The sequence below is a fragment of the Winogradskya humida genome (genome assembly GCF_016862215.1).
GTDB classification, from domain to species: domain Bacteria; phylum Actinomycetota; class Actinomycetes; order Mycobacteriales; family Micromonosporaceae; genus Actinoplanes; species Actinoplanes humidus.
In genome coordinates this window covers 1-23,947 of sequence record NZ_BOMN01000017.1, presented here as the reverse complement: position 1 = coordinate 23,947, position 23,947 = coordinate 1, and the positions used below count along the sequence as shown (strand labels likewise).

At 70.3% G+C, this 23,947-nt stretch carries 20 protein-coding genes; 11 read left to right on the top strand and 9 right to left on the bottom strand.

Features of this window, described 5'->3' with window-relative positions; genetic code table 11:
* Position 1: 1 nt before the first annotated feature.
* Positions 2–556 (bottom strand): P-loop nucleotide/nucleoside kinase family protein, encoded by a 555-nt coding sequence (locus tag Ahu01nite_RS06725; protein WP_203835532.1) that lies wholly within the window; start codon positions 554–556, stop codon positions 2–4.
* A gap of 62 nt (positions 557–618) precedes the next feature.
* Between Ahu01nite_RS06725 and Ahu01nite_RS06720 the strand changes: the two genes are divergently transcribed.
* A complete protein-coding gene (locus Ahu01nite_RS06720; RefSeq protein ID WP_203835531.1) occupies positions 619–2,040 on the top strand; it encodes a DHA2 family efflux MFS transporter permease subunit in 1,422 nt (473 codons plus the stop codon).
* 334 nt (positions 2,041–2,374) lie between these two features.
* Positions 2,375–4,480: a glycogen debranching protein GlgX gene (glgX, locus tag Ahu01nite_RS06715; RefSeq protein ID WP_203835530.1), complete on the top strand. Its 2,106-nt coding sequence runs from the start codon at positions 2,375–2,377 to the stop codon at positions 4,478–4,480.
* 2 nt (positions 4,481–4,482) lie between these two features.
* Here the strand turns inward: glgX and Ahu01nite_RS06710 are convergent, their stop codons facing one another.
* Both Ahu01nite_RS06710 and Ahu01nite_RS06705 read right to left on the bottom strand, forming a co-directional pair.
* Positions 4,483–5,145 carry a response regulator gene (locus tag Ahu01nite_RS06710; protein WP_203835529.1) on the bottom strand — a complete coding sequence of 221 codons (663 nt, stop codon included), beginning with the start codon at positions 5,143–5,145 and terminating at the stop codon, positions 4,483–4,485.
* Complete coding sequence (locus Ahu01nite_RS06705) at positions 5,142–6,239, bottom strand: sensor histidine kinase (RefSeq protein ID WP_203835528.1); 1,098 nt, start codon at positions 6,237–6,239, stop codon at positions 5,142–5,144. Before Ahu01nite_RS06705 ends, Ahu01nite_RS06710 begins: the two co-directional genes overlap by 4 nt.
* An 89-nt stretch (positions 6,240–6,328) precedes the next feature.
* Here Ahu01nite_RS06705 and Ahu01nite_RS06700 point away from each other — a divergent pair, with 89 nt between their 5' ends.
* The 6 genes from Ahu01nite_RS06700 (at position 6,329) to Ahu01nite_RS06675 (ending at position 15,279) form a co-directional block, all read left to right on the top strand.
* Positions 6,329–6,754: a DUF1810 domain-containing protein gene (locus Ahu01nite_RS06700; protein ID WP_203835527.1), complete on the top strand. Its 426-nt coding sequence runs from the start codon at positions 6,329–6,331 to the stop codon at positions 6,752–6,754.
* Between the two features lie 65 nt (positions 6,755–6,819).
* A complete protein-coding gene (locus tag Ahu01nite_RS06695) occupies positions 6,820–8,592 on the top strand; it encodes a discoidin domain-containing protein (RefSeq protein WP_203835526.1) in 1,773 nt (590 codons plus the stop codon).
* 172 nt (positions 8,593–8,764) lie between these two features.
* Positions 8,765–10,282 carry a glycosyltransferase family 39 protein gene (locus Ahu01nite_RS06690; RefSeq protein ID WP_203835525.1) on the top strand — a complete coding sequence of 506 codons (1,518 nt, stop codon included), beginning with the start codon at positions 8,765–8,767 and terminating at the stop codon, positions 10,280–10,282.
* A gap of 70 nt (positions 10,283–10,352) precedes the next feature.
* Complete coding sequence (locus tag Ahu01nite_RS06685; protein ID WP_239158674.1) at positions 10,353–13,043, top strand: glycosyltransferase family 2 protein; 2,691 nt, start codon at positions 10,353–10,355, stop codon at positions 13,041–13,043.
* The gene (locus tag Ahu01nite_RS06680; protein WP_203835524.1) at positions 13,040–14,269 is read left to right on the top strand and encodes a glycoside hydrolase family 26 protein; all 1,230 of its coding nucleotides are present in this window, start codon (positions 13,040–13,042) and stop codon (positions 14,267–14,269) included. The genes Ahu01nite_RS06685 and Ahu01nite_RS06680 overlap by 4 nt, the downstream gene beginning before the upstream one ends.
* Positions 14,270–14,277: 8 nt before the next feature.
* Positions 14,278–15,279 (top strand): FAD-dependent oxidoreductase, encoded by a 1,002-nt coding sequence (locus Ahu01nite_RS06675; RefSeq protein ID WP_203835523.1) that lies wholly within the window; start codon positions 14,278–14,280, stop codon positions 15,277–15,279.
* Positions 15,280–15,370: 91 nt separating this feature from the next.
* Here Ahu01nite_RS06675 and Ahu01nite_RS06670 read toward each other — a convergent pair whose 3' ends face one another.
* The 3 genes from Ahu01nite_RS06670 to Ahu01nite_RS06655 are packed head-to-tail and all read right to left on the bottom strand — an operon-like array spanning position 15,371 to position 18,734.
* Positions 15,371–16,693 carry a hypothetical protein gene (locus Ahu01nite_RS06670; protein ID WP_203835522.1) on the bottom strand — a complete coding sequence of 441 codons (1,323 nt, stop codon included), beginning with the start codon at positions 16,691–16,693 and terminating at the stop codon, positions 15,371–15,373.
* Entirely contained in the window at positions 16,690–17,664 is a 975-nt protein-coding gene (locus Ahu01nite_RS50225; RefSeq protein WP_239158673.1) for a TIGR03943 family putative permease subunit, read from the bottom strand. Before Ahu01nite_RS50225 ends, Ahu01nite_RS06670 begins: the two co-directional genes overlap by 4 nt.
* A 23-nt stretch (positions 17,665–17,687) precedes the next feature.
* Positions 17,688–18,734, bottom strand: a complete 1,047-nt coding sequence (locus tag Ahu01nite_RS06655) for a permease (protein ID WP_203835521.1) — start codon at positions 18,732–18,734, stop codon at positions 17,688–17,690.
* A 179-nt stretch (positions 18,735–18,913) separates the two neighbouring features.
* On the opposite strand from Ahu01nite_RS06655, the gene Ahu01nite_RS06650 reads away from it, so the two are divergent.
* Both Ahu01nite_RS06650 and Ahu01nite_RS06645 read left to right on the top strand, forming a co-directional pair.
* Complete coding sequence (locus Ahu01nite_RS06650; RefSeq protein ID WP_203835520.1) at positions 18,914–20,086, top strand: acyl-CoA dehydrogenase family protein; 1,173 nt, start codon at positions 18,914–18,916, stop codon at positions 20,084–20,086.
* A 277-nt stretch (positions 20,087–20,363) separates the two neighbouring features.
* Entirely contained in the window at positions 20,364–20,696 is a 333-nt protein-coding gene (locus Ahu01nite_RS06645; protein WP_239158672.1) for a P-loop NTPase family protein, read from the top strand.
* A 28-nt stretch (positions 20,697–20,724) separates the two neighbouring features.
* Here the strand turns inward: Ahu01nite_RS06645 and Ahu01nite_RS06640 are convergent, their stop codons facing one another.
* Positions 20,725–21,828: a hypothetical protein gene (locus tag Ahu01nite_RS06640; RefSeq protein ID WP_203835519.1), complete on the bottom strand. Its 1,104-nt coding sequence runs from the start codon at positions 21,826–21,828 to the stop codon at positions 20,725–20,727.
* Positions 21,825–22,859 carry an ATP-grasp domain-containing protein gene (locus Ahu01nite_RS50220; protein WP_239158671.1) on the bottom strand — a complete coding sequence of 345 codons (1,035 nt, stop codon included), beginning with the start codon at positions 22,857–22,859 and terminating at the stop codon, positions 21,825–21,827. Before Ahu01nite_RS50220 ends, Ahu01nite_RS06640 begins: the two co-directional genes overlap by 4 nt.
* A 20-nt stretch (positions 22,860–22,879) precedes the next feature.
* On the opposite strand from Ahu01nite_RS50220, the gene Ahu01nite_RS06630 reads away from it, so the two are divergent.
* Positions 22,880–23,527 (top strand): cadmium resistance transporter, encoded by a 648-nt coding sequence (locus Ahu01nite_RS06630; protein WP_203835518.1) that lies wholly within the window; start codon positions 22,880–22,882, stop codon positions 23,525–23,527.
* Here the strand turns inward: Ahu01nite_RS06630 and Ahu01nite_RS06625 are convergent.
* The coding region (locus Ahu01nite_RS06625; protein WP_203835517.1) for a GNAT family N-acetyltransferase at positions 23,499–23,947 on the bottom strand (449 nt) is incomplete at its 5' end. The genes Ahu01nite_RS06630 and Ahu01nite_RS06625 overlap by 29 nt on opposite strands.

Sequence of the window (23,947 nt, the reverse complement as noted above, 5' to 3'; positions counted from 1 at the left end):
CTCACGCGCAGAAGCGTTCGATGTCCGGGAGCGTCGGTGAGTAGTCGCCGTCGGTGCTGACCTCGAGGGTCGGCACCGCCAGGCCGAGCGGTTCCCAGGGCCCGGCCGGCGGTACGGCGAGCCGGGCGAGGTCGTCGTGGGCGGCGTCGCGCAGCGCGCGGGTGGCGAGGCGTTCGCGGATCACCCCGGACGGGACGGTGCAGTGGATGACGCGCACGTCAGCGTCGAGGGTGTTCAGGCGCGGACGCCAGACGTGGCCCTGGAAGGCGGCTTCGGCGACGGTGCTGACGCCTGCCGCGGTGAGGGTTCGCAGGACGGCGAAGAACGTGTCCAGGGTGTGCAGGTAGCGGTCGTCGGGCGTACCCGCGCGGGCGATGCCCGTCCTGATCTCGTCGCGGCAGATCACCGGGCAGCCCAGCCGGGCCGCGAGGGTGTGCGCGAGGGTGGTCTTGCCGCTCGCCGGCTCGCCGCTGACGACGATCAGAGCGGGGTTCCCTGGCGCCGCATGATCGCCGGGCCGCTCTGCCCGCGCTGCTCCCGGGGCAGGAGTGGTCATGTGATGCGATCTACCCGGTGGAAACATGCATTATGCAGGGTCTGGCGAGGTACAAAGACGGCATGACTGAGCTCACCCCTCGGCGCCGGATGCTGATTCTGGCGATCTGCTGCATGAGCTTGTTCATCGTGGGGCTGGACATCACGATCGTGAACATCGCGCTGCCGTCCCTGCGGGTCGACCTGCACTCGTCGGTGTCGGGGCTGCAGTGGGTGATCGACGCGTATTCGCTCGTGCTGGCGAGTTTGCTGGTGCTCTCCGGGTCGACGGCTGATCGGGTGGGGCGGCGGCGGGTCTTCCAGATCGGGCTGGCGCTGTTCACGCTCGGGTCCCTCGCCTGCAGCCTCGCGCCGAGTCTCGGGTGGCTGATCGCGTTCCGGGCGTTGCAGGCGGTGGGCGGGTCGATGCTGAACCCGGTGGCCATGTCGATCATCACGAACACGTTCACCGAGCCGCGGGAGCGGGCGCGGGCGATCGGGGTGTGGGGTGGCGTGGTCGGGTTGAGCATGGCGGCCGGGCCGTTGCTGGGCGGCGTGCTCGTGGCCGGGCTGGGGTGGCGGTCGATCTTCTGGGTCAACGTGCCGGTGGGCGTCGCGGCGATCGTGCTCGCCGCGCTGTTCGTGCCGGAGTCGCGGGCCGCCGAGCCACGCGGGCTGGACCCGGTGGGGCAGGTGCTGGTGCTGGTCACGCTCGCGTCGGTGACGTTCGGGATCATCGAGGGGCCGAACGCGGGGTGGGCGTCGCCGCTGATCCTCGGGTGCTTCGCCGTGGGGGCGGCGGCGCTGGCGACGCTGATCCCCTACGAGAACCGCCGCGCGCAGCCACTGCTCGACCTGAACGTGTTCCGCAGTGTGCCGTTCTCCGGGGCGACGCTGATCGCGGTGTGCGCGTTCGGCGGGCTCGGCGGGTTCCTGTTCCTCAACGCGATCTACCTGCAGGACGTGCGCGGGTTGTCGGCGTTGCAGGCGGGGCTCTACACGTTGCCGATGGCGCTGACCACGGCGGTGATCGCGCCACTGTCGGGACGGATCGTCGGCGCACGGGGACCGCGGTTGCCGCTGATCCTGGCGGGGGCGGGGATCGCGCTGGCCATGATTCCGCTGAGCCGGCTGGCGGCCGATACGCCGGTATGGGTGCTGGCGGTCAGTTACGTGCTGTTCGGGTTCGGGATGGTCAACGCGCCGATCACGAACACGGCGGTGTCGGGGATGCCGCGCGCCCAGGCGGGAGTCGCGGCGGCGATCGCGTCGACGAGCCGGCAGGTGGGCAGCTCGCTGGGGGTCGCCGTGATCGGGGCCGTGGTCGCGTCGGGGCTGGGCGGTGACACGGCGCTGCGGTTCGCGGTCGCGTCGCACCCCGCGTGGTGGATCATCTTCGTGTGCGGGGTCGCGATCCTGACGCTCGGCCTCGTCACGACCACGGCGCGGGCACGTGCCACAGCGGCGCGCGTCGAAGCCCCCGAGCCCGTGACCGCGGCGATCTGACAGCAGCACCGAGCCGGGTGCTGCGGCGATCCGACAGCAGCACCGGCCCGGGTGCTGCGGCGATCTGACAGCAGTACCGGGTGGGGTGCCGTGGCGATCTGAGATCCGGGTGCCGGGGAGACAGTGCCCGCGGCGGGTTGAACCACTTCCGCACGTGGAGGGCGTGGGGATCCCGTTCAGGCGCCCGCCAGGGCGCCTGGGATCGCCGGGACCGACCCTCGGTGGGAACTGCGGTCTGTACCCATTCCTGAGCTACGACATGCGCCTTTATGTCTGTGATGTTCTCGTGAATTTCTGGCCTGCGCGGCGCGGCCAAAACTGGTGTGATGGTCGGATGAAAATCTGGCCGGGGAATCCCTACCCGCTCGGCGCCACCTATGACGGCGGCGGCACCAACTTCGCGCTGTTCTCCGAGGTTGCCGACCGGGTGGAGTTGTGCCTGTTCGACGATGACGGCACCGAGACGCGGGTTGATCTGCCGGAGCGCGAGGCCCTGGTCTGGCACGGTTATCTGCCTCGGGTGGTGCCCGGGCAGCGTTACGGATACCGCGTCCACGGACCGTACGACCCGTCCCAGGGGCTGCGGTCCAACCCGTCGAAGCTGCTGCTGGACCCCTACGCGAAGGCGATCGAGGGGCACAACGAGTGGAGCAATGCGCTCTTCTCCTACCATTTCGGCGATCCGTCGCAGCTCAACGATCAGGATTCGGCGCCGTTCGCGATGCGCTCGGTCGTCGTCAATCCGTGGTTCGACTGGGGCAACGACCGGCCGCTGCGGATCCCGTGGCACCAGACGGTCATCTATGAGGCGCATGTGAAGGGCATGACGGCTCGCAATCCCAAGATTCCCGACGATGTGCGCGGCACCTATTCCGGGCTGGCGCACCCGGCGATGATCAAGCATTTCAAGGAACTCGGGGTCACCGCCGTCGAGCTGATGCCGGTGCACCAGTTCGTGCACGACAGCGGCCTGATCGAGCGCGGTCTGACGAACTACTGGGGCTACAACACGATCGGTTTCTTCGCCCCGCACAACGACTATTCGTCGTTCGGCGGGCGCGGCGGGCAGGTGCAGGAATTCAAGGCCATGGTGAAGGCGCTGCACGCGGCCGGCATCGAGGTCATTCTCGACGTTGTCTACAACCACACCGCCGAGGGCAACCACATGGGCCCGACGCTGTCGTTCCGGGGCATCGACAACCCGGCCTATTACCGGCTCGTCGACGACGACAAGCAGTTCTACTACGACACGACCGGCACCGGTAACAGCCTCAACGTGCGCCACCACGAATCGCTGCGGCTCATCATGGATTCGCTGCGGTACTGGGTGACCGAGATGCACGTCGACGGTTTCCGCTTCGACCTCGCGTCGGCGCTGGCCCGGGAATTCCACGAGGTGGACCGGCTGGCCGCGTTCTTCGACCTGGTCAACCAGGACCCGGTGGTGTCGCAGGTGAAGCTGATCGCCGAGCCGTGGGACGTCGGCGACGGCGGTTACCAGGTCGGTGGCTTCCCGCCGTTGTGGACGGAGTGGAACGGCAAATACCGCGACAGCGTCCGGGACTTCTGGCGCGGTGAGCCGTCCAGCCTGGGTGAGTTCGCGTCGCGTTTCACCGGCTCCTCCGACCTGTACGAGATCGACGGCCGGCGCCCGATCGCCTCCATCAACTTCGTCACCGCGCACGACGGGTTCACCCTCAACGACCTCGTCTCCTACAACGAGAAGCACAACGACGCGAACGGCGAGGAGAACCGCGACGGCGAGAGCCACAACCGTTCCTGGAACGGCGGCGTGGAGGGCCCGACCGAGGACCTCGAGATCCTGAAGCTTCGCGAGCGCCAGAAACGCAACTTCCTGGCCACGCTGCTGCTGTCCCAGGGCGTGCCGATGGTCGCCCACGGTGACGAGCTGAGCCGCACCCAGCAGGGCAACAACAACGTGTACGCGCAGGACAGCGAGCTCAGCTGGATCGACTGGGAGGACGCCCGCCACCACGACGTGCTGACTCTCTTCACCCAGCGGCTGACGAAGCTGCGCGCCGAGCACCCGATCTTCCGCCGCCGCCGGTTCTTCACCGGGGACCCGGCCGGCGACAACAAGATCCCGGACATCGCGTGGCTGCGCCGTGACGGCGAGCCGATGACCTCCGACGACTGGAACGAGCAGTCGGGGATGACGATGACGGTCTTCCTCAACGGCGAGGGCATCCCGGAGCAGGACGCGCTCGGCGAGCCGATCGTCGACAGCTCGTTCCTGGTGCTGTTCAACCCGCTCGGCGACCCGGTGGCGTTCACGGTGCCGCCGCGCTCCTACGGCCGGGGCTGGGAGACCGTCGTCGACACGGCCGACCCGCTGCTCGCCAACCGTAAGCGGACGGTCCGCGCCGGCGGCAACCTCGAGGTCGGCGGTCACACCATGGTCGTGCTCAAGAACCGCTGACATCAGGACGTCCCGGATCCGGGACGGACCAGGCCGGTCTCGTACGCGAGGACAGCGGCCTGGATCCTGTCCCGTAACCCGAGTTTCATGAGGATCGCCGACAGGTGGCTCTTGACCGTGGCCCGGCTCAGGTGCAGCTTGTCGGCGATCTCGTCGTTGGAGAGCGCCCGCGCGACGAGGGTCAGCACCTCGACCTCCCGCCCGCTGAGCGTGTCGAGCCGCGGTGAGGTCCCGGCCGGCGGTGGCGCGGCGGCGAACCGGTCCAGCAGCCGCCGGGTGACCGTGGGGGCGAGCAGCGCCTCGCCGCGGGCCACCACCCGGATCGCGTCGGCCAGCTCGGCGGGGCGGATGTCCTTGAGCAGGAAGCCGCTGGCCCCGGCCCGCAGCGCGGCGACGACCGGCTCGTCGAGGTCGAAGGTCGTCAGCATGATGATCCGGGCCGGGTTGCCCGCCGCCGCGATTCTGCGGGCCGCCTCGATGCCGTCCGTCCCGGGCATCCTGACATCCATCAGGACGACGTCGGGGCGCACCTCCTCCGCCAGCCGCACGGCTTCCGCGCCGTCCCCGGCCTCGCCCACGACCTCCAGGTCGTCCCGGCCGTCGATTATTAGCGCGAACCCGGCCCGGACCAGCTCCTGATCGTCGGCGATGAGCACGCGGATCATGCCGCGACCATCGCTTCCCTGGGGAACGCCGCTCGGACCCTGAACCCGCCACCCGGCGTCGGTCCCGCGTCGAGGGTGCCGCCGAGCAGCCGGGCGCGTTCCTGCATGCCGACGATGCCGCGCTGCCCGGACCCCGAGACCCGGCCCGCCGGTCGCGCCGGGCCGTCGTCGCGGATCTCGACGCTGACCTCGGCCGGGGAACAGGTGACCGTGACCCGCGCCCGGGTGGCGTGACTGTGCCGCAGCGTATTGGTCAGCGACTCCTGCACGATCCTGTACGCGGACAGATCCACCGCCGCAGGGACCGAGACCTTGACCGTCTCCAGCTCCACGCGCAGCCCGGTGGCGTCCATCGACTCCGCCAGCGCCGCGAGCCGGTCGAGGCCGGGCTGCGGGCCCAGCTCCCCGGTGTCCTCGGACAGCGTGTGCAGCAGCACCCGCAACTCCTGCAGTGTCGAGCGAGCCGCCGTACCAATCGTGGTGAGTGCCTTGCGGGCCTGGTCGGGGCGCCGGTCGAACACGTCCTCCGCGGCCTGCGCCTGCACCACGATCACCGAGACGGTGTGGGCGAGCACGTCGTGCAACTCCCGGGCGATGCGGGTGCGTTCCTGGGCGGCGATGGCCCGGCGCTCGTCCTCGCGCCGCAACGCCCGGGTGCGGCCCAGCTCGCCCAGCGACCAGCCGATCGTCGGCCCGGCCACGCCGAGCAGCAGGTTGCGCCAGTCGCCGCCACCGGCCGTCTCCCAGGGCGCACCGGCGATCAGCAGCGCCAGCACCGGCACCGACCGCCGCGGCGTGCGCACCCGGGCATACGCGGCCAGCACCGCGGAGGCCTGCCCGAGATAGCCGAGCTCGGGCATGAGCACCTCGAGCCCGATCCCGGCGGCGATAGCGACCGCCATGGACGCCTCGGGGTGCTCCCGCATCGGGATCAGCGCCCCGGCCTGAACCGCTGCCAGAGTGACGGTGAGGGCCAGCGCCCACGGGCCCGCGGGCGTGCCCGGGGTGACCAGCACGAGCGTGGTCAGGATCAGGAAAAGCGTGCCGGCGAACGCGAGGTCGATCGCCTGCCGGCGGCTGCACCGCGGTGTCATACCTGAAGAGCCTAGGGAGGCCGGGGCTCGCGGGCATCCGTCCGGCGAATGAATCGCGCGCCATACCTGAGGATGACAGGCTGAGTTCCATGACCGATCTCGACCGTTTCCGGACGGCCCAGGAGGGCGTCCACGAGCAGGCCCTCGCCGAACTGCGCGCGGGCAGCAAGCGCAGCCACTGGATGTGGTTCGTCTTCCCGCAGATCGCCGGGCTGGGCACCAGCCCCACCGCCCGGAAATATGCGATCAGTGACATCGAGGAGGCCCGCGCCTACCTCGCCGACCCCGTCCTCGGGACCCGGCTGACCGAGTGCGCGCAGGCAATGCTCGGCGTCGAGGGGCGCACGGCGAACCAGATCCTGGGCTACCCCGACGACCTGAAGCTACGCTCGTCGATGACGCTGTTCGCGCGTGCCGCCGTGGATCCCTCGACCTTCGAGGAGGTGCTGCGGCGCTACTACGACGGCGTCCACGATCCTGCAACTGTCGACCTGATCGGCGTACCCCGGGCGTAGCCGCAGGTCGGCGCCGTGGCTAGGGTGTAGCGGATCTTCGTTGCCTCGGAAGGGTGCCGGTCTTCGTGCGTCTCTCGATCGGTGTCCGGGCCCTCGTGGCCGCCGGTGCCGCAGTCCTGCTCGCCGTCGTCATCGGCGTCGTCGTCCTCCTGGTCACCGGGGGTTCCGACGATGCCGCGTCGGGCGGCGGGAAGTGCGGCACGGCCGACGTCGCGAAGGGTAAGCCCGTCGAGGCGTCGTCGTCCGAGTCGGACGCGATGAGTCCCTCGTACGTCACTGACGGTAATCCCGAGTCGCGGTGGGGCAGCGCGTGGGGCGATCCGCAGACCATCCAGGTCGATCTGGGTGCCTCGATGCCGATCTGCCGGGTCGGGATCAAGTGGGAGAAGGCGTACGCGACGGCGTACGACATCCAGCTCAGCGACGACGGCCAGCAGTGGACCGCGGTCTACAGCACGACGACCGGCGCCGGCGGCGACGTGACGGCCGGTGTCGCCGGTTCCGGACGCTACGTGCGGGTGCTCCTGCGGGCCCGCGCCACCGTGTACGGCTACTCGATCTGGGACATCCAGGTCAACTCGGGTGCCGGGGCGAGCACGGCGCCGTCCCTGCCGCCCGGGGCCACGACCGAGCAGCTGCTGTCGTACATGAAGCCCGCCGAGGCATCCTCGACCCGTGACACGTCGCAGTGCACCCGCTGCGACGCGTCACGCGTGGTCGATCAGGACACCGCGACGGAGTGGGTGACCGCCGAGGACAAGACCGGCCCGGCGTGGGTGCGGGTCGACCTCGGTGCGGTCGCCGACGTCCGCCGCGTCGAGCTGGTCTGGGGCAAGGCGTACGCGCGGGAGTACACCCTGGAGGGCTCCTGGGACGGCGACAACTGGACCCAGCTCTCCACGACGGACACCGGCACGGGCAAGGTCGACGACGTGCCGGTCACCGGGCAGGCGCGCTTCGTCCGCGTCTCGATGAAGAAGGGCCTGTCCGGCGGCGGGTACGCGCTGTGGGAGTTCCGGATCTTCGGCACCGGGGGAGCGCCGATCGCCCCGCCCGGCGAGGCCGAGGTCCCGTCGGAGCCGTACTCGCTGGTGTGGGGTGACGACTTCGACGGCGCGTCCGGCTCGGCCCCCGACCCGAAGAAGTGGGTGGCCGAGGTCGGTCCCGGCGTCACCGGTGAGCTGCAGTACTACACCAACAACCGCAACGCCGCGCTCGACGGCGACGGCAACCTCGTCATCAAGGCCAAGCGCGAGGTCACACCCGGGTCGAAGTGCCCGCGCGACCCGGTCACCAGGAGCACGACCTGCCAGTACACCTCCGGCCGGCTCAACACCAACGGGCTCTACAGCCTCACGTACGGCCGGGTCGAGGCCCGGATCAAGGTCTCCGGCACGCAGGGGCTGTGGCCGGCGTTCTGGATGCTGGGCGCGGACCTCTACACCGGCAGGGCGACGTGGCCGAACTCCGGCGAGATCGACATCATGGAGCACATCGGGCGCGAGCCGGGGATCAGCTCGTCGGCGCTGCACGCCGCCGCGTACCACGGCGGGGACGGCATCGGCGGTAAATATCACACCGGCGGAGATCTCTCGGACAACTTCCACACGTACGCCGTGGACTGGCGCCCCGACAAGATCGTCTTCTCGGTCGACGGGAACGCGTACTTCACGGCCGACCGGGCCGAGGTGGAGAAGACCCGAGGTCCGTGGGTGTTCGACCGCCCGTTCGTGATCCTGCTGAACAACGCGGTCGGCGGCCCGTTCCCCGGCCCGCCCGACAGTAGGACGCGGCTGCCGCAGGACATGGTCGTCGACTACGTCCACGTATATCGTTGAGTGTCGACGCTAGGGTGGGTTACCGGACGGTAAACACTTGCTCCAGAAGGCACATATAGCCGCCCCAGAAGCCCCGATGCGCCCCTAGTCACACACGGCGGACACATCGTCCGTTTAGGATGCGTCGGCCATGCCAGAGCGCGCATCCCAGCGCCCGAATGCGAAGACGACCTTGACTACTCCCGATCAGACAGCAGTCATCCCCAAGCTGCGTGACGCCAAAACTCCGCGTCGCGATCCGTGGGGTGAGGACGAGGACCACTCGGACGTGCCACCTGGCGAACAGGTGCACGTCAACTCGATCGGCGTATGGCCGTGGCTGCTGCCTGCCCTGCTCATGGCCGTGGTCGGCTACGCGGGCATCACCCGCCCGTCGCTCTGGACCGACGAGCTGGCCAGCTGGGGCATGACCACCGTGTCGTACGACGACATGTTCAAGGTCCTCAAGTACGTCGACGCGATCATCGGGCCCTACTACGTGCTGCTGCACGGCTGGACCGACCTGGTCGGCAACTCCGACCTCATGGTGAGGTTGCCGTCACTGGCCGCGATGGTTCTGGCCGCCGGGCTGATCGGAGCGCTCGGCGCCCGCCTGGCCAGCCGCCGGGTCGGGCTCGCCGCCGGCCTGATCTTCGCGGTGCTGCCGTCCTCCGCCCGGTTCGCGCAGGAGGCCCGCGTCTACGCGCTGGCCACCTTCTTCGCCGTGCTCGCCACGGTGACCCTGGTCGCCGCGCTGCGCAGGCCGGGGTTCTTCCGCTGGCTGGGCTACCTGCTCGCCGTTGCGGTGCTCGGCGTGCTGCACCCGATCTCGCTGCTGCTGCTCGGCGCGCACGGCTGGGTCGTCTTCGCCCAGTACAGGCATCGCACCCTCGGCTGGATGATCACCGCGTTCCTCGGTGCCCTGCCGGCCCTGCCCCTGCTCAAGTACGGCAGCGAGCAGAAGGCCCAGGTCTCCTGGATCACCAAGCCCGACACCTACACGCTGCAGCACTTCCCGGGTGAGCTCGTCGGCACCGCGAGCATCGCGGCGCTGATCCTCGTGCTCTCGCTCTTCGCCCTGCCGCTGCGCCGCCCCACCGCGCTCTACACCGCGTGGGCCGTGCTCCCGCCGATCTTCCTGGTCGTCGCCGCGCAGTTCACTCCGATCTTCCTGACCCGTTACCTGCTGTTCTCGCTGCCCGCGTGGGCCCTGCTCGCCGCGGTCGCGCTCGGCCGCGCCAAGGTGGTCTGGACGGTGCTCGGCGTGCTCGCGATCGCCGGTCTCGCGGTCCCCGCGCAGCTGGACATCCGCGCCACCGACGGGCACGGCGAGGCCAGTCGCGAGATGGCATTGACGATTGCCGATGGGTTCAAGCCGGGCGACGGAATCGTCTACGGTATGACCGACCCCGGCGGTAACTGGGTGGGGCGTGACTCCATCGCCCACTACACGCCCGCCGACCGGCAACCCAAGGACGTGCTGGCGACCCAGCCGCAACGCACCAACGGCTCGTTCGCCGCCCTGGAGTGCCCCGACATCCCGAAGTGCCTGGGCGACACCCCGCGACTGTGGGTGGTGCGGCTCGGCTACCAGGAGGACCCGCTGGGGGAGATGGACAACGGCAAGTCCGTGGTGATCGCCGAGCGGTACAAGGTCACGCAGACCTGGCGGCAGAAGGGCTTCACGCTCGCCCTGGCGGTAAAGAAGTGACGCGATAAAGAAGTGACGCGGTAATGAAGGTGATCGGGCACGACGAAGGCAAGGAGATGGGGAAGCACGCATGGGCGTGAAATCGGGGGAACGCCAGCTGGCGCCGAAACGGCGAAAGCCATCACCAGGGACGCGATCCGGCCCCACGTCGAAGCCGGAGCTGAACCTCAGCCGGGCGCAGCGCAACATCGTCACCCGCCAGGCATATCTCGACTGCTCCGAGACCGCCGGTCCGCCGATCTCGCCCGAGCGCGCCGACCAGCCGGTCATCTTCCGGCACATCGCGAGCCCCATGGCGCGCGTCGTGATGACGCTGTTCGTGCTCGCCAACATCGCTACCGCGGGGCTGTTCCTCGGCTGGCTGCTGCTGCCCGAGCACGTCCCCGGCGCGATGGGCGTCGGCGCCGACGGCTGGCAGCTCGCGGTCGCCCGGGCCAGCTACTGCGTGATGATCGTGGTCGAGCTGATCCGGCTCGGGCAGAGCGTCACCGTCTGCCTTTTCGCGTTCAACGCCAAGGACCCCGTCCCGATGGACCCGCCGATCGGGCTGCGGGTCGCGCTGCTGACCACCATCGTGCCGAGCAAGGAGCCGATCGAGGTCGCTGAGCGTACGCTGCGCCGCATGCGCCAGGTCCTCTACGCCGGGCAGGTCGACGTCTGGATCCTCGACGAGGGCGACGATCCGCAGGTCAAGGCGATGGCCGCACGCATCGGCGTGAAGCACTTCAGCCGCAAGGGCCGCCCCGAGTACAACACCGAGGCCGGGCAGTTCCGCGCGAAGACCAAGTCCGGCAACCACAACTCGTGGCGCGCCGAGCACGAGCACGACTACGACGTCGTCGCGAACGTCGACCCGGACCACGTACCCATGATCAATTTCCTGGAGCGCACGCTCGGCTACTTCCGCGACCCCGACGTCGCCTTCGTGGTCAGCCCCCAGGTGTACGGCAACATGTACCAGAACTGGGTCTCGCACGGCGCCTCCGTGCAGCAGTACCTCTTCAACGGCATCATCGCCCGCGGCGGCAACGGCCTCGACGCGCCGCTGCTCACCGGCACCGGGCATCTGTACCGCCCGTCGGCGATGCGCGACATCGGCGGCTACCAGGACTCGATCATCGAGGACCACGTCACCAGCATCAAGATCCACACCGCGACCAATCCGGGTACGGGCAACCGCTGGAAAGGCGTCTACACCCCCGACGTGATCGCGATCGGCGAGGGCCCCACCTCCTGGGCGGACTACTTCAACCAGCAGAAACGCTGGGCGTACGGCGTCTGGGAGATCATCCTGCACCGCCGTCTGCACAACTCCAACAAGCTGGGCGTACGCCGCCGCTGGGGTTACCGCCTGTTGCAGTTCTACTACCCGAGCGTCGCGGTCAGCCTCATGCTCGGCAACATCGCCACCGCCACGTATCTCGCCACCGGCGTCTCCGCGGTCGACCTCGACGGCACCACGTGGGGCCTGCTCTGGGGCGCCACCCTCGTCACCTGGTTCGGCATGCTGCTCTGGCTGCGCCGCTACAACATCGCGACCCACGAGCGGGAAGAGATCGGCATGCCGGGCATGGGCCTGGCCCTGTTCTGCGGCCCCATCTACGTCGCCGCCGGCCTCGCCGCCCTGTTCCGCCGCAAACTCGCGTTCGTGGTCACCGCCAAGGGCAAGATGCGCACCACCGAGTCGCTCGGCACGTTCCGGCTGCACCTGCTCTGGTTCCTGTTCGCCGCGGGCATGCTCGCGCTGAGCTACACCGGCCACCACGACTACACCCTGCTGCGCATCTGGGCCGGCCTGACCCTGCTCATGGGCCTCGCCCCGCCCCTCGCCGCCTGGATCTCCGGCATCAGCGCCCGCCGCCACCCGGAGCCCCCGCCGCAGCCCCTCGCCGAACTCCTTCCGCTGCCGGAACCGAGCGTCGAGGCCCCCGGCCCCGGCAACGTCGACACGGCCGTCATCCCCGTGGTCGCCCCGCACCCCGCCGCCCTGCCGTCCGTGCCGGTCATTCCGGCCCAGCGCAACGCCCCGGCCCAGCATCCCGGCCGCGGTGGTCCAGCTCCCGCCGTCACTCCCGGCCCCGTCCCAGCCCCGGCTCCTGTCCCCGGCCAGCGCCCAGCGCCTTCGCAGCGCCCCGGACCCGTTCCCGCCCAGCGCCCCGGACCCGTTCCCGCCCAGCGCCCCGGACCCGTTCCCGCCCAGCGCCCCGGTCCGGTTCCTGCTCAGCGCCCGGGGCCGGTTCCCGCCCAGCGCCCCGGGCCCGTGCCTGCTCAGCGCCCCGGACCTGTTCCCGCCCAGCGACCCGGTCCCGTGCCTGCGCAACGGCCCGGTCCCGTTCCTGTGCAGCGGCCAGCGTCCCCGCCGGTCTCCCCGCCCGCTCCTCCGCAGCGGCAGGCGCCGCCGCCGGTTCCCGCGCGGCACCACATCCGGCCGCCGGTGCCGGTCATGCCCGCCCACGACGAGAACGACCCGCCCGCGGGCTGGCCACCACCGAACCGCCACGGCGGCCCCTCTCACCGTGACGCCGGTCCCGCTCACCGTGACGGCAGCTCTGCTCACCGCGGCGGGCGCGGTGGCGGTCCTGCTCGCCGCGACGGCCAGCCCGCTCCCCGCGACGGCAGTGCCGCTCCCCACGACGGCCAGCCCGACCCTTCGTACCGTGATGGCCAGCCCGATCCTGCTTACCGCGACGGCGGTCCTGCGTACCGTGACGGCCAGCCCGGCCCCGCGCACCGCCGTGACCAGCGGGAGGGACAGCGATGAAGCCCACCGGACCCCAGCTGACCGTCTTCCTGTCCGTGGTCGCCCTGATCAGCTATGTCTTCGTGATCGCGCCCAAGGTCGCCGAACGCCAGAACGCCGACGCGGTCGCCGAGGCACTCGGGCTCGGCTCCGGCGACGATTCCCAGCACGGCGGCGGCCAGTCACAGGAACCACAGCTCTTCCCCGCGGCCGGCAAGCGCTTCATCGGCGTCACCACCAAGGAGGGCGCGTTCGACTTCAAGCCGGTCGACGCGTTCGAGGACACCACCGGCACGAAGCCCAGCGTCATGATGTTCAACGAGGGCTGGGTGAACGCCAAGTTCGACCGCTCCCCGTTCGACAAGATCGCCAAGCGCGGCATGCTCCCGATGCTCAGCTGGGAGCCGTGGAACTACAAGGACGACAGCGTCGACGACAACGGCACCCACGCCGACCAGCCCGACTACAAACTCTCCGCGATCACCGCGGGCGAGCACGACGCCTACCTCAAGGCGTACGCGAAGGGCGTCAAGAACCTCAAGTACGAGGTCGCGATCCGGCTCGCCCACGAGATGAACGGCTTCTGGTACCCCTGGGGCGCCAACGTCAACGGCAACAAACCCGGCGACTACGTCAAGATGTGGAAACACGTCCGCGGCATCTTCCAGGCCGAGGGCGTCAAGAACGTCACCTGGGTCTGGAGCACCAACGTCGTGCTCGACAACAAACTGGACCTCGCCGACTACTACCCGGGCGACGACCAGGTCGACTGGGTCGGCATCTCCGGCTACTACGGCACGGCGGGCACCGAGAACTACCGCACCCCCGGCGCCATCTTCGACGCCACCCTCAAGGCGCTCAAGAAGGTCACCGACCGCCCCATCGTCATCACCGAGACGGGCGCCACAAACCAGTCCGGCCAGCGTACGAAATGGATCGGCGACTTCTTCGACTACCTCCCGAAGCACAAGGAAATCATCGGCTTCATCTGGTACGAAGCGGTCAAGGAACTCGACTGGCGCCTCGCCAGCACCCCCAAATCGGCGCAAGCTTTCGGCAAGGAAGCCGGCGCGGCCCCCTTCCAGGTCACCTGGTCGGGCAGCATGCTCCCCAACAACGACCCCCCGACCTGGGGTACGGGCGCCACCCCCAGTTCCTCGCCGTCCCCGTCCACTTCCTCGAGCAAGAAGTCCTCGAAGAAACCGAAGTCCTCGAAATCCGCGTCGTCCTCACCCTCCACCGACTGACGCCCCACATGCCCGACGTCATCGTGGTCGGCGGCGGCATCATCGGCCTGACCGCCGCCGCCCGCCTGCGCGACCAAGGCGCCACGGTCACCATCTGGTCGGCCCATGACCCCCTCGACACCACCTCCGCGGTGGCCGCCGCCGTCTGGTACCCGACCCGCACCGACTACGACCCCCGCGTCCTCACCTGGGCCGCCGCCACCTACACCGAATTCCGCCACCAGGCCGCCCAGCACATCCCCGGCGTCCTCCTCCGCCCCACCCGCAACATCCTGACGCCGGCCGCAGCCCCCGAACCGTCGGCCGTGGCGGCCTCCGCACCGGCGGGCGCGGCATCCGAAAGAGGGCGGGCCGCAGTGGCTGGCGCGGTCTCCGAACCGTGGTGGGCCTCCGCCGCGGGCGAGGTCACCTACGCCGGCAAAGAGATCCACTTCGAGGCCCCGCTGGTCGAGATGGACACCTACCTGCCCTGGCTGCGAACCCACCTCGAGTCATCCGGGGTCCGCCTACACAAGCGCCGCATCTCCGACCTGTCCGAAGCCCTTGCCCAGGCCTCGGTGGTGGTCAACGCCACCGGCCTGGCTGCGGGCCGCCTGTGCCAGGACCCCAACGTCTTCCCCGTACGCGGCCAGATCCTCATCGTCGCGAATCCCGGCCTCACCACCTCGATCCGCACCGAGACCGACCCGCCGACCTACATCCACCCCCGCACCTCCGACGTGGTCCTCGGCGGCACCTACCAGGAAGGCAACGCCACCCTGACCCCGGACCGGGCCACCCGCGCCGCGATCCTGCAACGCTGCGTCGCCCTGGTCCCCGAGCTGGCCGAAGCCACCATCCTCACCGAGAAGGTCGGCCTCCGCCCCGCCCGCCACGGCGGCCCCCGCGTCGAAGCCGAGCCCCGCGACGACGGCACGATCATCCACGCGTACGGCCACGGCGGTGCCGGCATGACCCTCAGCTGGGGCTGCGCCGACGAGATCACCCACCTCGCCCGCCAAGCTGCCTGACCCGCCGTCCCGCACTTGCCCCTGGGGTGCCCGGCCAGCGCCTGCCGCTCGCACTGCCCGACCCGCGCATCCCACCGGCCCGGGCCGGCGGTCAGACGGTTCGCAGGTCGAGGGTGTGCCAGAGCAGGGAATCCTGGTCGCCGGTCGCCCACCACAGCATCCCGTTGCGACTGAACGCGCCCTCGACCGCCGTGCTGATCTCGATGGTGCGGTCGCTGGTCAGGTCGTAGACGACAAGGCCCTCGGTGCCGGTGAGGTCGGAGTCGGGGCCCGGCTCCGACAGCAGCTCGAAGCGGTCCAGCACCGCGACGTCGTTGATCGCGGCCCGGGCAGCGCCGCCCGCGATCCGGCGCCGCGTCGTTCCGTCCGGCCGCATGGCGTCGATCCGGGCCAGGCTGTCGGTGGTCAGCACCATCACCCTGCACCAGGCGGGACTGCACGTGGTCAGCTCCGTACCTGTCGTGTCGACCCGGATCTCCCGGTTGTCGCTCAGCGACCGCAGCGTGTGGGTGCCGGTCTGGTCACCGGTCCCGTCGGTCAGCCACGGCCACGAGGTCAGCGCCCACTCACCAGGCTCGGCGCGCACGGAAACCTTGCCCCCGGTCAGCGCAACCGACCGGACCTCGGTCTTATCCGTACTGTCCGCGGCCACCCACCAGACTTTCCCGTCCGCAACCACCAGATCCCACTGCGACCCGGAGAAGATCGCATCCCCGGTGTCCCGGGTCACCCGCCGCACCTGCGAACCGTCCGTCTTGGCAGCCCAGAGCGACACCTTCTCCCCATCGGCGAACTCCGTCCACACCAGGTCATCCCCGGCCACGGTCACCGCCCCGAACTCAGGATTCGTCCCCAACCCCCGCCGCCGCAACTCCCGCACCCGATCCCCGCCCGCTTCGGTGTCCCCGCCCGCTTCGGTGTCCCCGCCCGCGGCGGCGTCCCCACCCGCGTCTGGGCCCGACCCGGCGTCTGGGTTCGACCCGGCGTCTGGGTTCGACCCGGCGTCTGGGCCCGACCGCGTGCCCTTGCCGGGCGTACCGTTCGCAGACGGTTTGGCCTTGTCCGGGGTGGACGGCGTGTCGGACGCGGTCGTGCCCTGGCCGGCGGCTGTCCCCGCGCCGGCCGTTTGCGGTGCGGTGGTCGTGGTGCGGAGCAGGAGGCGGACCGCGGTGCCGTCCGGGCTCGGGGCCGTGCCCACGGCCGTGCGGGCGTCGAGGAACGTCTCCGGGTGGAAGATCGGCCCGTCCGGCACGTTCCCGGAGATCGTGGCACGTTGCGCGGCGGGCCAGGCCGTTGCGAAGCCCACCCTGCCCAGCGCCACGCCCGGCCCGTCATCCCTCGGGTACGCGATCAGCGCCCCACCCGCGACCACCGCCACCGCAAGCCCCGCCACACCACCGGCCCGAGTCCTCATTCGTACTGCTGCTTCGGCGGCGTGATCTCCTGCCAGCTCGTCACCTGCAGGTAGGGGACCTTGGCGTTGTTCACGGGGTCCGTGCCGACCTTGTCGGAATACGTCCCGATGATCTGCACCCACGTGTCGGCGGCAACACCGGCCGGGCCCTCGCCGGCCAGCCCGACCTTGATCGGGCGCCCGTCGGCGGCGCAGCAGGACAGCACCATCCGGGCGAGCATCGGCTGCCCGTCCGGCCCCGGTGTCACGAACCCGGTCAGCCGGAGATGCCGCCCGGTCAGGCTGCGCCCCGCGTCGAACACGGCCCGCGACGCGTAGTCCAGCAGCGTCACATCCACCGGATCACCCGCGGGCAGCGCCGCGTAGTCGGAGTCGGAATTCTGCGCGGTCAGCACACTCCCGGCCTGCCCCGCGGCATACGACCCGAGCGCCGGCGGCGTGACGAGCAGCAACCCGAGCACAGGGAGAATCAGCAACCAGCCGATGCGCGGCTCATGGTCATGCGCATGCCCATGCTCGTCCACATCCTCAAGCACCGCGACCCCACCATGCCCGGCAGCGTCCGACCCTGCTCCGCGATGCCCGGCAGAGTTTGACCCAGCCCCGTGATGCCCGGCGGTGTCCGACCCGCCCCCATCACGCCCGGCATCGGCCGATCCGGCTCCGTGGTGTCCGGCGGTGTTCGAACCGGCGAAGTCGTGGCGGGGTGCGGCCGTCGCAGCGTTGCCGACCGAGGATGCCGCTGCCGAAGTCGCAGTCACCATCGGGGCGCTCACCGCGCCGTGGTTCGCGTCGGTGCCGGCGGGCGATGGTTTGCGGGCCGGGCGCAGCTCGTACCACAGGGTCATGATGGCCGCAGCGACCAGGAGGATGCCGGCTCCGATGAGGAAAGGGCGCAGCCCTTCCTTGACGTAGCGCAGATAGAGGTCGCCGATGCTCGCCCGGAGGATCGCGCCGCCGAAGAGCAGCATGATGACTGCTTGTGCCTGCCGATTCACAGGAGGATCACCCCTACGAGAGTGCCGGTCAGGATGCCCGCGACGAGGGTTGCCGGGGCGAAGCGGGAGGCGAAGCGGCGGCCGAAGACGCCGGTCTGCATGCTGATCAGTTTCAGGTCGACCATCGGGCCCACCACCAGGAACACCAGGCGCGAGGTCAGCGAGAACTGGGACAGCGACGCGGCCACGAACGCGTCGGCCTCGCTGCAGATGGAGAGCAGGACGGCGAGCACCGCAAGGGCCAGCACCGACAGCACCGGGTTGCTCGCCAGGCTGGTGAGCCAGCGCTCCGGAACCACGACGTTGATGGTCGCGGCGGCGGCGGCGCCGAGCACCAGGAACCCGCCGGCGTGCATCACGTCGTGGCGGGCGGCGGACCAGAACGCGTTGCCGCGCGACATGCCGTCGAGGTCGGGGCGATGCGGCAGCTTGATCCATTCCGCCTTGCCGAGGCGCAGCCACAGCCAGCCCATAGTCATCGCGACGATCAGGCTGGCGACGCCGCGGCCGACCACCATCTCGGGGTTGTTGGGGAAAGCCACGGCTGTCGCGGTCAGCACGATCGGGTTGATCGCGGGCGCGGCCAGCAGGAACGCCAGCGCGGCGGCCGGGGTCACGCCCCGGCGGATCAGCGATCCCGCGATCGGCACGCTGCCGCACTCGCAGCCGGGCAGCACGACCCCCGCCAGGCTGGCCGCCGGCACCGCGAGCGCGGGATGCTTCGGCAGCGCCCGCGCCCAGAAGGACCGTGGCACGTAGACGGCGATCACCGCGGAGAGGATGACGCCGAACACGAGGAACGGGACGGCCTGCACCAGCACGGAGACGAACACGGTCGTCCACGTCTGCAGGCGCGGGCTGGAGATCATCGACGCCAGCGGGCCGCGGAAGATCACAAGCAGCACCAGCAGGACAGCGAGCGCCTCCACCGAACCGAACCGGCGTGGGCGCGGTGCGGGCTCGTGGATCGGGTCGTCGCTGGTCGCGGCCCCGGCCGGGGGATCGGCAGGAGCCGCCAGGTCGATCTCGTCGGTTGCGCTCAACGAACACTCCGGATCGGGGTCGGGGGTCGGCCGCGGCCAACCATACCGGCTCGCCCAGCGGGGCCCTCAGTTATCCACAGGGTGAATGTCACCGATGCTGACCTGCGCATATGCACATCCGTCGGGAGGTTGTCCACAGGGCCACCACCGCGAGGTTGCCGAAGTCCTACGATCGGCCCGTGAGCATCGAAACCCATGACGCCGCCATCGCCGCAGCCCACGACGTTGCGGCAGCCCTCGCCCCCGGCGCGATCGAGCGTGACCGCGCCGGCGCCACCGCCGTACCCGTCGAGGCCCTTGCCCTTCTCGACAATTCCGGCCTGCTGGGCATAACGGTCCCGGTCGAGGACGGCGGTCCCGGCCTCGGCCCGTCGACGCTGGCCGAGGTCACCCGCGTGATCGCGGCAGCCGACCCGGCGATCGCCCAGGTCCCGCAGGCTCATTATCTGCTCGTCGACATCCTCGCGGCCCACGGGGACAAAGAAACCCGCTCCCCGTTGTACGAGGACGTGCTGTCGAACAAACGCATCGGCAACGCCTTCGCCGAGCGCGGCGGCAAACACGCCCAAGACCTGAAGACCCGGATCACCTCGGGCCGCCTCAACGGCCGGAAGTACTACACGACGGGCGCCCTGACCTCGTCCTGGATCGCGGTCAGCGCCCTCGACGACACAGGGCGCCTCGTCCTGGCCTTCGTGCCGCGCAACGCCGCCGGCGTCAGCGTCGACACCGACTGGGACGTGATGGGCCAGCGAGCCACGATCAGCGGCACGGCCACCTTCGACGACGTCCCGGTGCAGCTGACCCTCGACTACGCCCACGCCTACGAGGTGCCCCAGCAGCTCGGCGCCCGCGCGCAGATCGTCCACGCCGCCATCGAGGTCGGGATCGCGGGCGCGGCGTTGCGCGACGCCAGGGCATACCTGAAGGAAAAAGCCCGCCCCTCCACCGAAGCCGTCCGCAAAGGAGCGTCGACCGCAGCCGACGACCCGCACGTCCTGCACCGCTACGGCCGCATCGCAACCCGGGTCCACGCGGCGGAAGCCCTGCTCGCCGCCGCAGCCCGCACCCTCGACGAGATCGGCCTGATCCCGGAGTCAGCGGACGAAGCGGCCCGCGGCTCCCTCGCCGTCGCGGGCGCCAAGGCCTTCGGCAGCGAGGTCGCGGTCGAAGCAGCCTCAGAGCTCTTCCAGATGTGCGGCACCAGCGCCACAGCCAGCAAGTACGACCTCGACCGCCACTGGCGCAACGCCCGCACCCACAGCGTCCACGACCCCCTCGACTGGAAATACCACCACATCGCGGCGTATGACCTCGCCGACGTCCTCCCGCCCAGCCACGGCCAGATCTGAGCACCCCGATGGACGTTGTGACTGCGACCGTGAGTGCCGCGACTCAGGACGCCGTGAGCGGCCAAGCCACGGCGGGGCCCGCCCCGACCGGGCACGCTCGCCCGGCCACGACGGGGGTGGCGATCCGGGTGAGCGCCACCCACATCGTGATCGACCGTGCGCTGACCCGGGCGCCGGACCCGGTGTCAGCCTTGGCCAGGATCAACCAGAAGGTGACCGTTGCGAGTCGTCGGTAGGCGTGCCGTTCCCGGCCCGGGCTACCCGTACCGTCACGGTCATGGACAGGATCGCCGTCATCGGCTGCGGTGGTTCCGGCAAGACTGTCCTTGCCCGCAGGCTCGGCGATCGTCTCGGGCTGCCGGTCATCCACCTGGACGAGCTCTATTACGACGACAGCTGGAATCCCACTGCGATGGACGACTTCGCCGACCTTCAGCGCGACCTCGTCAGAACCGACCAGTGGATCATCGAGGGCAACTACGCCGCCACGCTACCGAATCGGCTATCAGCGCAGCATGCGGCCCCGGGTCAACGCTCTGATCACGGAGCACGGCCGGTACCTGCGCGTTCTCCGCCCGACGAGCCGCCGACAGGTGGACCGGTTGTTTGAAAACACAACAATGCGTGACTAGGCGGGGTCAGAAGTCGCGTTCGTCGTCGAACCAGGTTTCGGCGGCTTGGGCGTACGGCGTGCCGGTGGTCAGGAGGGCGACCGCTTCCCCGGCATCCTCGCGTTCGGTGGTTTCGACGTCGGGCAGGGCGTTGATCGCGCGGACGAAGGCGCGGACCGCTTCCTCGGCGTCGGCGGAGGTGGTCGCCTTGCCGATCGCCGATGCGGCCGTCCGGTAGGCCTTCGTGGCGGCCTTGGCCTTGCGGGGCGTCCAGGCGGAGAACGGAAGGCCGTATTCGGTGCGGAACCAGGACGGCTTGCGAAGCTGCGAGATCGACATCGACGGTACGCCCGCAGCGGCGCGCAACCGCTTGCCGGTGGTCTCGTCGGTGTTGAAGAGCAGGAGGTGGGACAGCGTCCAGGTGTCCAGCGGGGGCAGGTCCGCCAGGTCGGGGCAGTAGCGGAATTCCAGCACTTCCAGGTGACGCAGGGAGGCCAGCGCGGGCAGGTTCGTGAGACTGCCGGAGAGGGCGACCCGGGTGAGGCCCGGGAATTGCAGCAGTGAGGCGCAGTCGAAGGGCTGGCGCAGTGGCGGCACGGCGACGTCGACGGAACGGGCATCGACCAGGCCCGGCAGCGCCGGCAGGACAACGGGTGGGCCGGTCGGTTGCGTGTCGGGGAAGAACCCGAGTGGCGGGCAGTCACCGGGCGCGGTGACCGTCAAAAGGGACAGGTCTCCGGCGGCGGAGAAGTAGTGGGAATCGGCGGGCAGGACGAGGTTGAGGGGGCCGTCCCGCAGGATCACGCTGAGCCGGCTCAGCTGGGCGGCCGAGGCGTCGGCGGTCAGTGCGGCATGCGGTTGCCAGGTGAACGTTTCGATGGGGCGGCGGGTGGCCCAGGTCAGGAAGCCTTTGTCGTCGCCCTCGTAGCGGAACACGCGCGGCCACGGGTATCCGGCGGGGACGGTGAACGGGTCGAAGACGGACCAGTCGATGGTGTCGGTCGCGGATACGACCAGGTCCGGGCGGCGGCTCCCGGGCAGCGCGGGGCCGATGATGACGATGCCCACGCCGGGCTCCCGGACGAGGGTGTGACTGTCCGGGCCGGTCAGGGAGATGCGTGACGTGGTCATGCGGCCAGCGCCCCGATCAGGTCCCCGGCGGGCACCCCGGCCGGGAGATCGCTGACCTGCCCGTCACCGACCTCGACGACCCGCCACCGCCCGCCGGTGTCCCGCACCAGATCCGCCGTCACGAACGGCAGCCCCAACCCGCTGACCGCCTCCCGCACACGAGCCAGATCCCCGCCGCTGACCGCGCCCGAAAGGCCTATGCCGGTCAGATCCCCGTTGGGAAGCAGGCCCCCGCCATCGATCGCGCCCGACGGGCCTATGCCGGTCAGATCCCCGTTGGGAACCAGGCTCCCGCCGCTGACCGCAACCGAAGAGCCTGCGCCGGTCAGACCCACGCCGGTGACCGAAACGCACGAGCCGGACAGTGATCCGAGCAGATCGAGGTCGGGAAGGTCGTCGGGTGTGTCCGGGTGTGCGGTTACGAGCCGGCATACCCCGCCGATCCACCAGGTGCGGGCCTCGGGGCCGGTGAACGTCTCGAAACGGCGCAGCACGAAACCGCCGGCGAAATCGTCGCCACGCAGGTCGCGCATCCGGCTCGCGACGCGCCACGCGGCTGCTGCATCCGACACGTCCGGGATGTACGCGGCCTCGTGCCAGTAGTGCTTCATCGACTTCGAGTAGTCCCGCAGCACGGCGGCCCCGGCGCCCAGCGAAGCCGCAGCCTGCGAGAACTTCTCCCGGCTGTCGCCCACCGTCCACACCGAGTGCGGCGTCACCGCCTCCAGCGCGGAGTACCAGCCGGGCAACTCGTGCGCCTGCCGGTACTGCGCGGCGCTGGTTCGCAGGGTGACGCCGCCGTGGGACAGCGCTGACGACATGGTCGCGTACTGATCGCTGCTGAGCATCCAGCCGCGGTAGACGGCGTCGTCGGTCTCCGGGACCCGGGCCACCGCGGTGACCGCGTCCCCGCCGGCGGCCAGGGCGTCGTGGTCGATCAGCGCGACCGTGCCGGCGGCCGCGGCCTGGGTGGCGAAGTGTGGATCGGGGCGGCGGGGGTGCAGTACGTCGCGGGGGACCAGCAGCAGCATCCCACTATGATCACCTGCCCATGGGACTGTCGCTGCTCGGCCAGGCCGCGGGGATGTTCGCGGTGACGAACATCGACGACCTCCTGATCCTCGCGGTGTTCTTCGGCCGCGCGACCGGCTCGCGGGCGTGGCGCATCGTCGCCGGGCAGTACCTGGGCTTTCTCGGGATCCTGGTGGTCTCGGTGGTCGGTGCGTTCGGCGCGGGTCTGCTTCCCGAAGCGGTGATTCCGTACCTGGGTCTGCTCCCGCTGTTCCTGGGCCTGCGCGCCGCCCGGTCGGCCTGGCGCACCCGCCACGACGACGAGACCGGGGACGCCGGACCGGGGGCGGGCGACAGCGGGGACGCCGGACCGGGGGCGGGCGACAGCGGGGTCGACGGACCGGGGGAGAAAGTGCCGGGACCGTTGCAGGTCGCGGCCGTGACGTTCGCCAACGGCGGGGACAACATCGGCGTGTACGTCCCGGTGTTCACCGTCGCGGGGCTGGGTGGCATGACGATCTACGCGGGCGTGTTCCTCGTCGGCGTGGCTGTCTGGTGCGCGGCGGGCTGGTTCCTGGCGACCCGCCCGCCTGTGGCCCGCGCGCTGTCCCGGTGGGGCCACATCGTGCTGCCCGTGGTGCTGATCGGCATCGGCATGGTCATTCTCGTGGAAGGGCTGGCGGGGTGAGGTGTTTATGGAAGTGGTGTTTGGCGGTGCCGTCCGGCATGTCCGGGGTGAGGCCGACCTCGCGGTAGCCGTGCCGCAGGTAGAACCCCGGGGCCTGGAACGACATGGTTGCGACGACCACCCGGTCGCAGCCACGCCGGACGATCTCCGCTTCGGCCGCGAGGATCAGGCGGCTGCCGAGGCCCGTTCCCCGTGCTTGAGGGGCGATCCACAGTGAGGTGATGCCGCCGCAGCCGCCCCGGGTCCAGCCGGTGAGCCCGCCGAGCAGCGTGCCGTCGTCCGCGGTGAGGCGCACGGACAGGGCAGCCTCGTCGTCCGAGGTCAGAGCAGCATTGTTGAGGGCGTCGAGTTCATCGGAGAGGCGTTGCTGCAGAGCGAAATCGTCCCGGCCAAGGGTAAGGGTCGTCACGGGCGGGATTC

Coding starts and splice junctions, on each gene's coding strand:
- Ahu01nite_RS06725 (WP_203835532.1), bottom strand. CDS start 556: ATGACCACTCCTGCCCCGGGAGCAGCGCGGGCAGAGCGGCCCGGCGAT.
- Ahu01nite_RS06720 (WP_203835531.1), top strand. CDS start 619: ATGACTGAGCTCACCCCTCGGCGCCGGATGCTGATTCTGGCGATCTGC.
- glgX (WP_203835530.1), top strand. CDS start 2,375: ATGAAAATCTGGCCGGGGAATCCCTACCCGCTCGGCGCCACCTATGAC.
- Ahu01nite_RS06710 (WP_203835529.1), bottom strand. CDS start 5,145: ATGATCCGCGTGCTCATCGCCGACGATCAGGAGCTGGTCCGGGCCGGG.
- Ahu01nite_RS06705 (WP_203835528.1), bottom strand. CDS start 6,239: ATGACACCGCGGTGCAGCCGCCGGCAGGCGATCGACCTCGCGTTCGCC.
- Ahu01nite_RS06700 (WP_203835527.1), top strand. CDS start 6,329: ATGACCGATCTCGACCGTTTCCGGACGGCCCAGGAGGGCGTCCACGAG.
- Ahu01nite_RS06685 (WP_239158674.1), top strand. CDS start 10,353: ATGGGCGTGAAATCGGGGGAACGCCAGCTGGCGCCGAAACGGCGAAAG.
- Ahu01nite_RS06680 (WP_203835524.1), top strand. CDS start 13,040: ATGAAGCCCACCGGACCCCAGCTGACCGTCTTCCTGTCCGTGGTCGCC.
- Ahu01nite_RS06675 (WP_203835523.1), top strand. CDS start 14,278: ATGCCCGACGTCATCGTGGTCGGCGGCGGCATCATCGGCCTGACCGCC.
- Ahu01nite_RS06670 (WP_203835522.1), bottom strand. CDS start 16,693: ATGAGGACTCGGGCCGGTGGTGTGGCGGGGCTTGCGGTGGCGGTGGTC.
- Ahu01nite_RS50225 (WP_239158673.1), bottom strand. CDS start 17,664: ATGCTGCTCTTCGGCGGCGCGATCCTCCGGGCGAGCATCGGCGACCTC.
- Ahu01nite_RS06645 (WP_239158672.1), top strand. CDS start 20,364: ATGGACAGGATCGCCGTCATCGGCTGCGGTGGTTCCGGCAAGACTGTC.
- Ahu01nite_RS06640 (WP_203835519.1), bottom strand. CDS start 21,828: ATGACCACGTCACGCATCTCCCTGACCGGCCCGGACAGTCACACCCTC.
- Ahu01nite_RS50220 (WP_239158671.1), bottom strand. CDS start 22,859: ATGCTGCTGCTGGTCCCCCGCGACGTACTGCACCCCCGCCGCCCCGAT.
- Ahu01nite_RS06630 (WP_203835518.1), top strand. CDS start 22,880: ATGGGACTGTCGCTGCTCGGCCAGGCCGCGGGGATGTTCGCGGTGACG.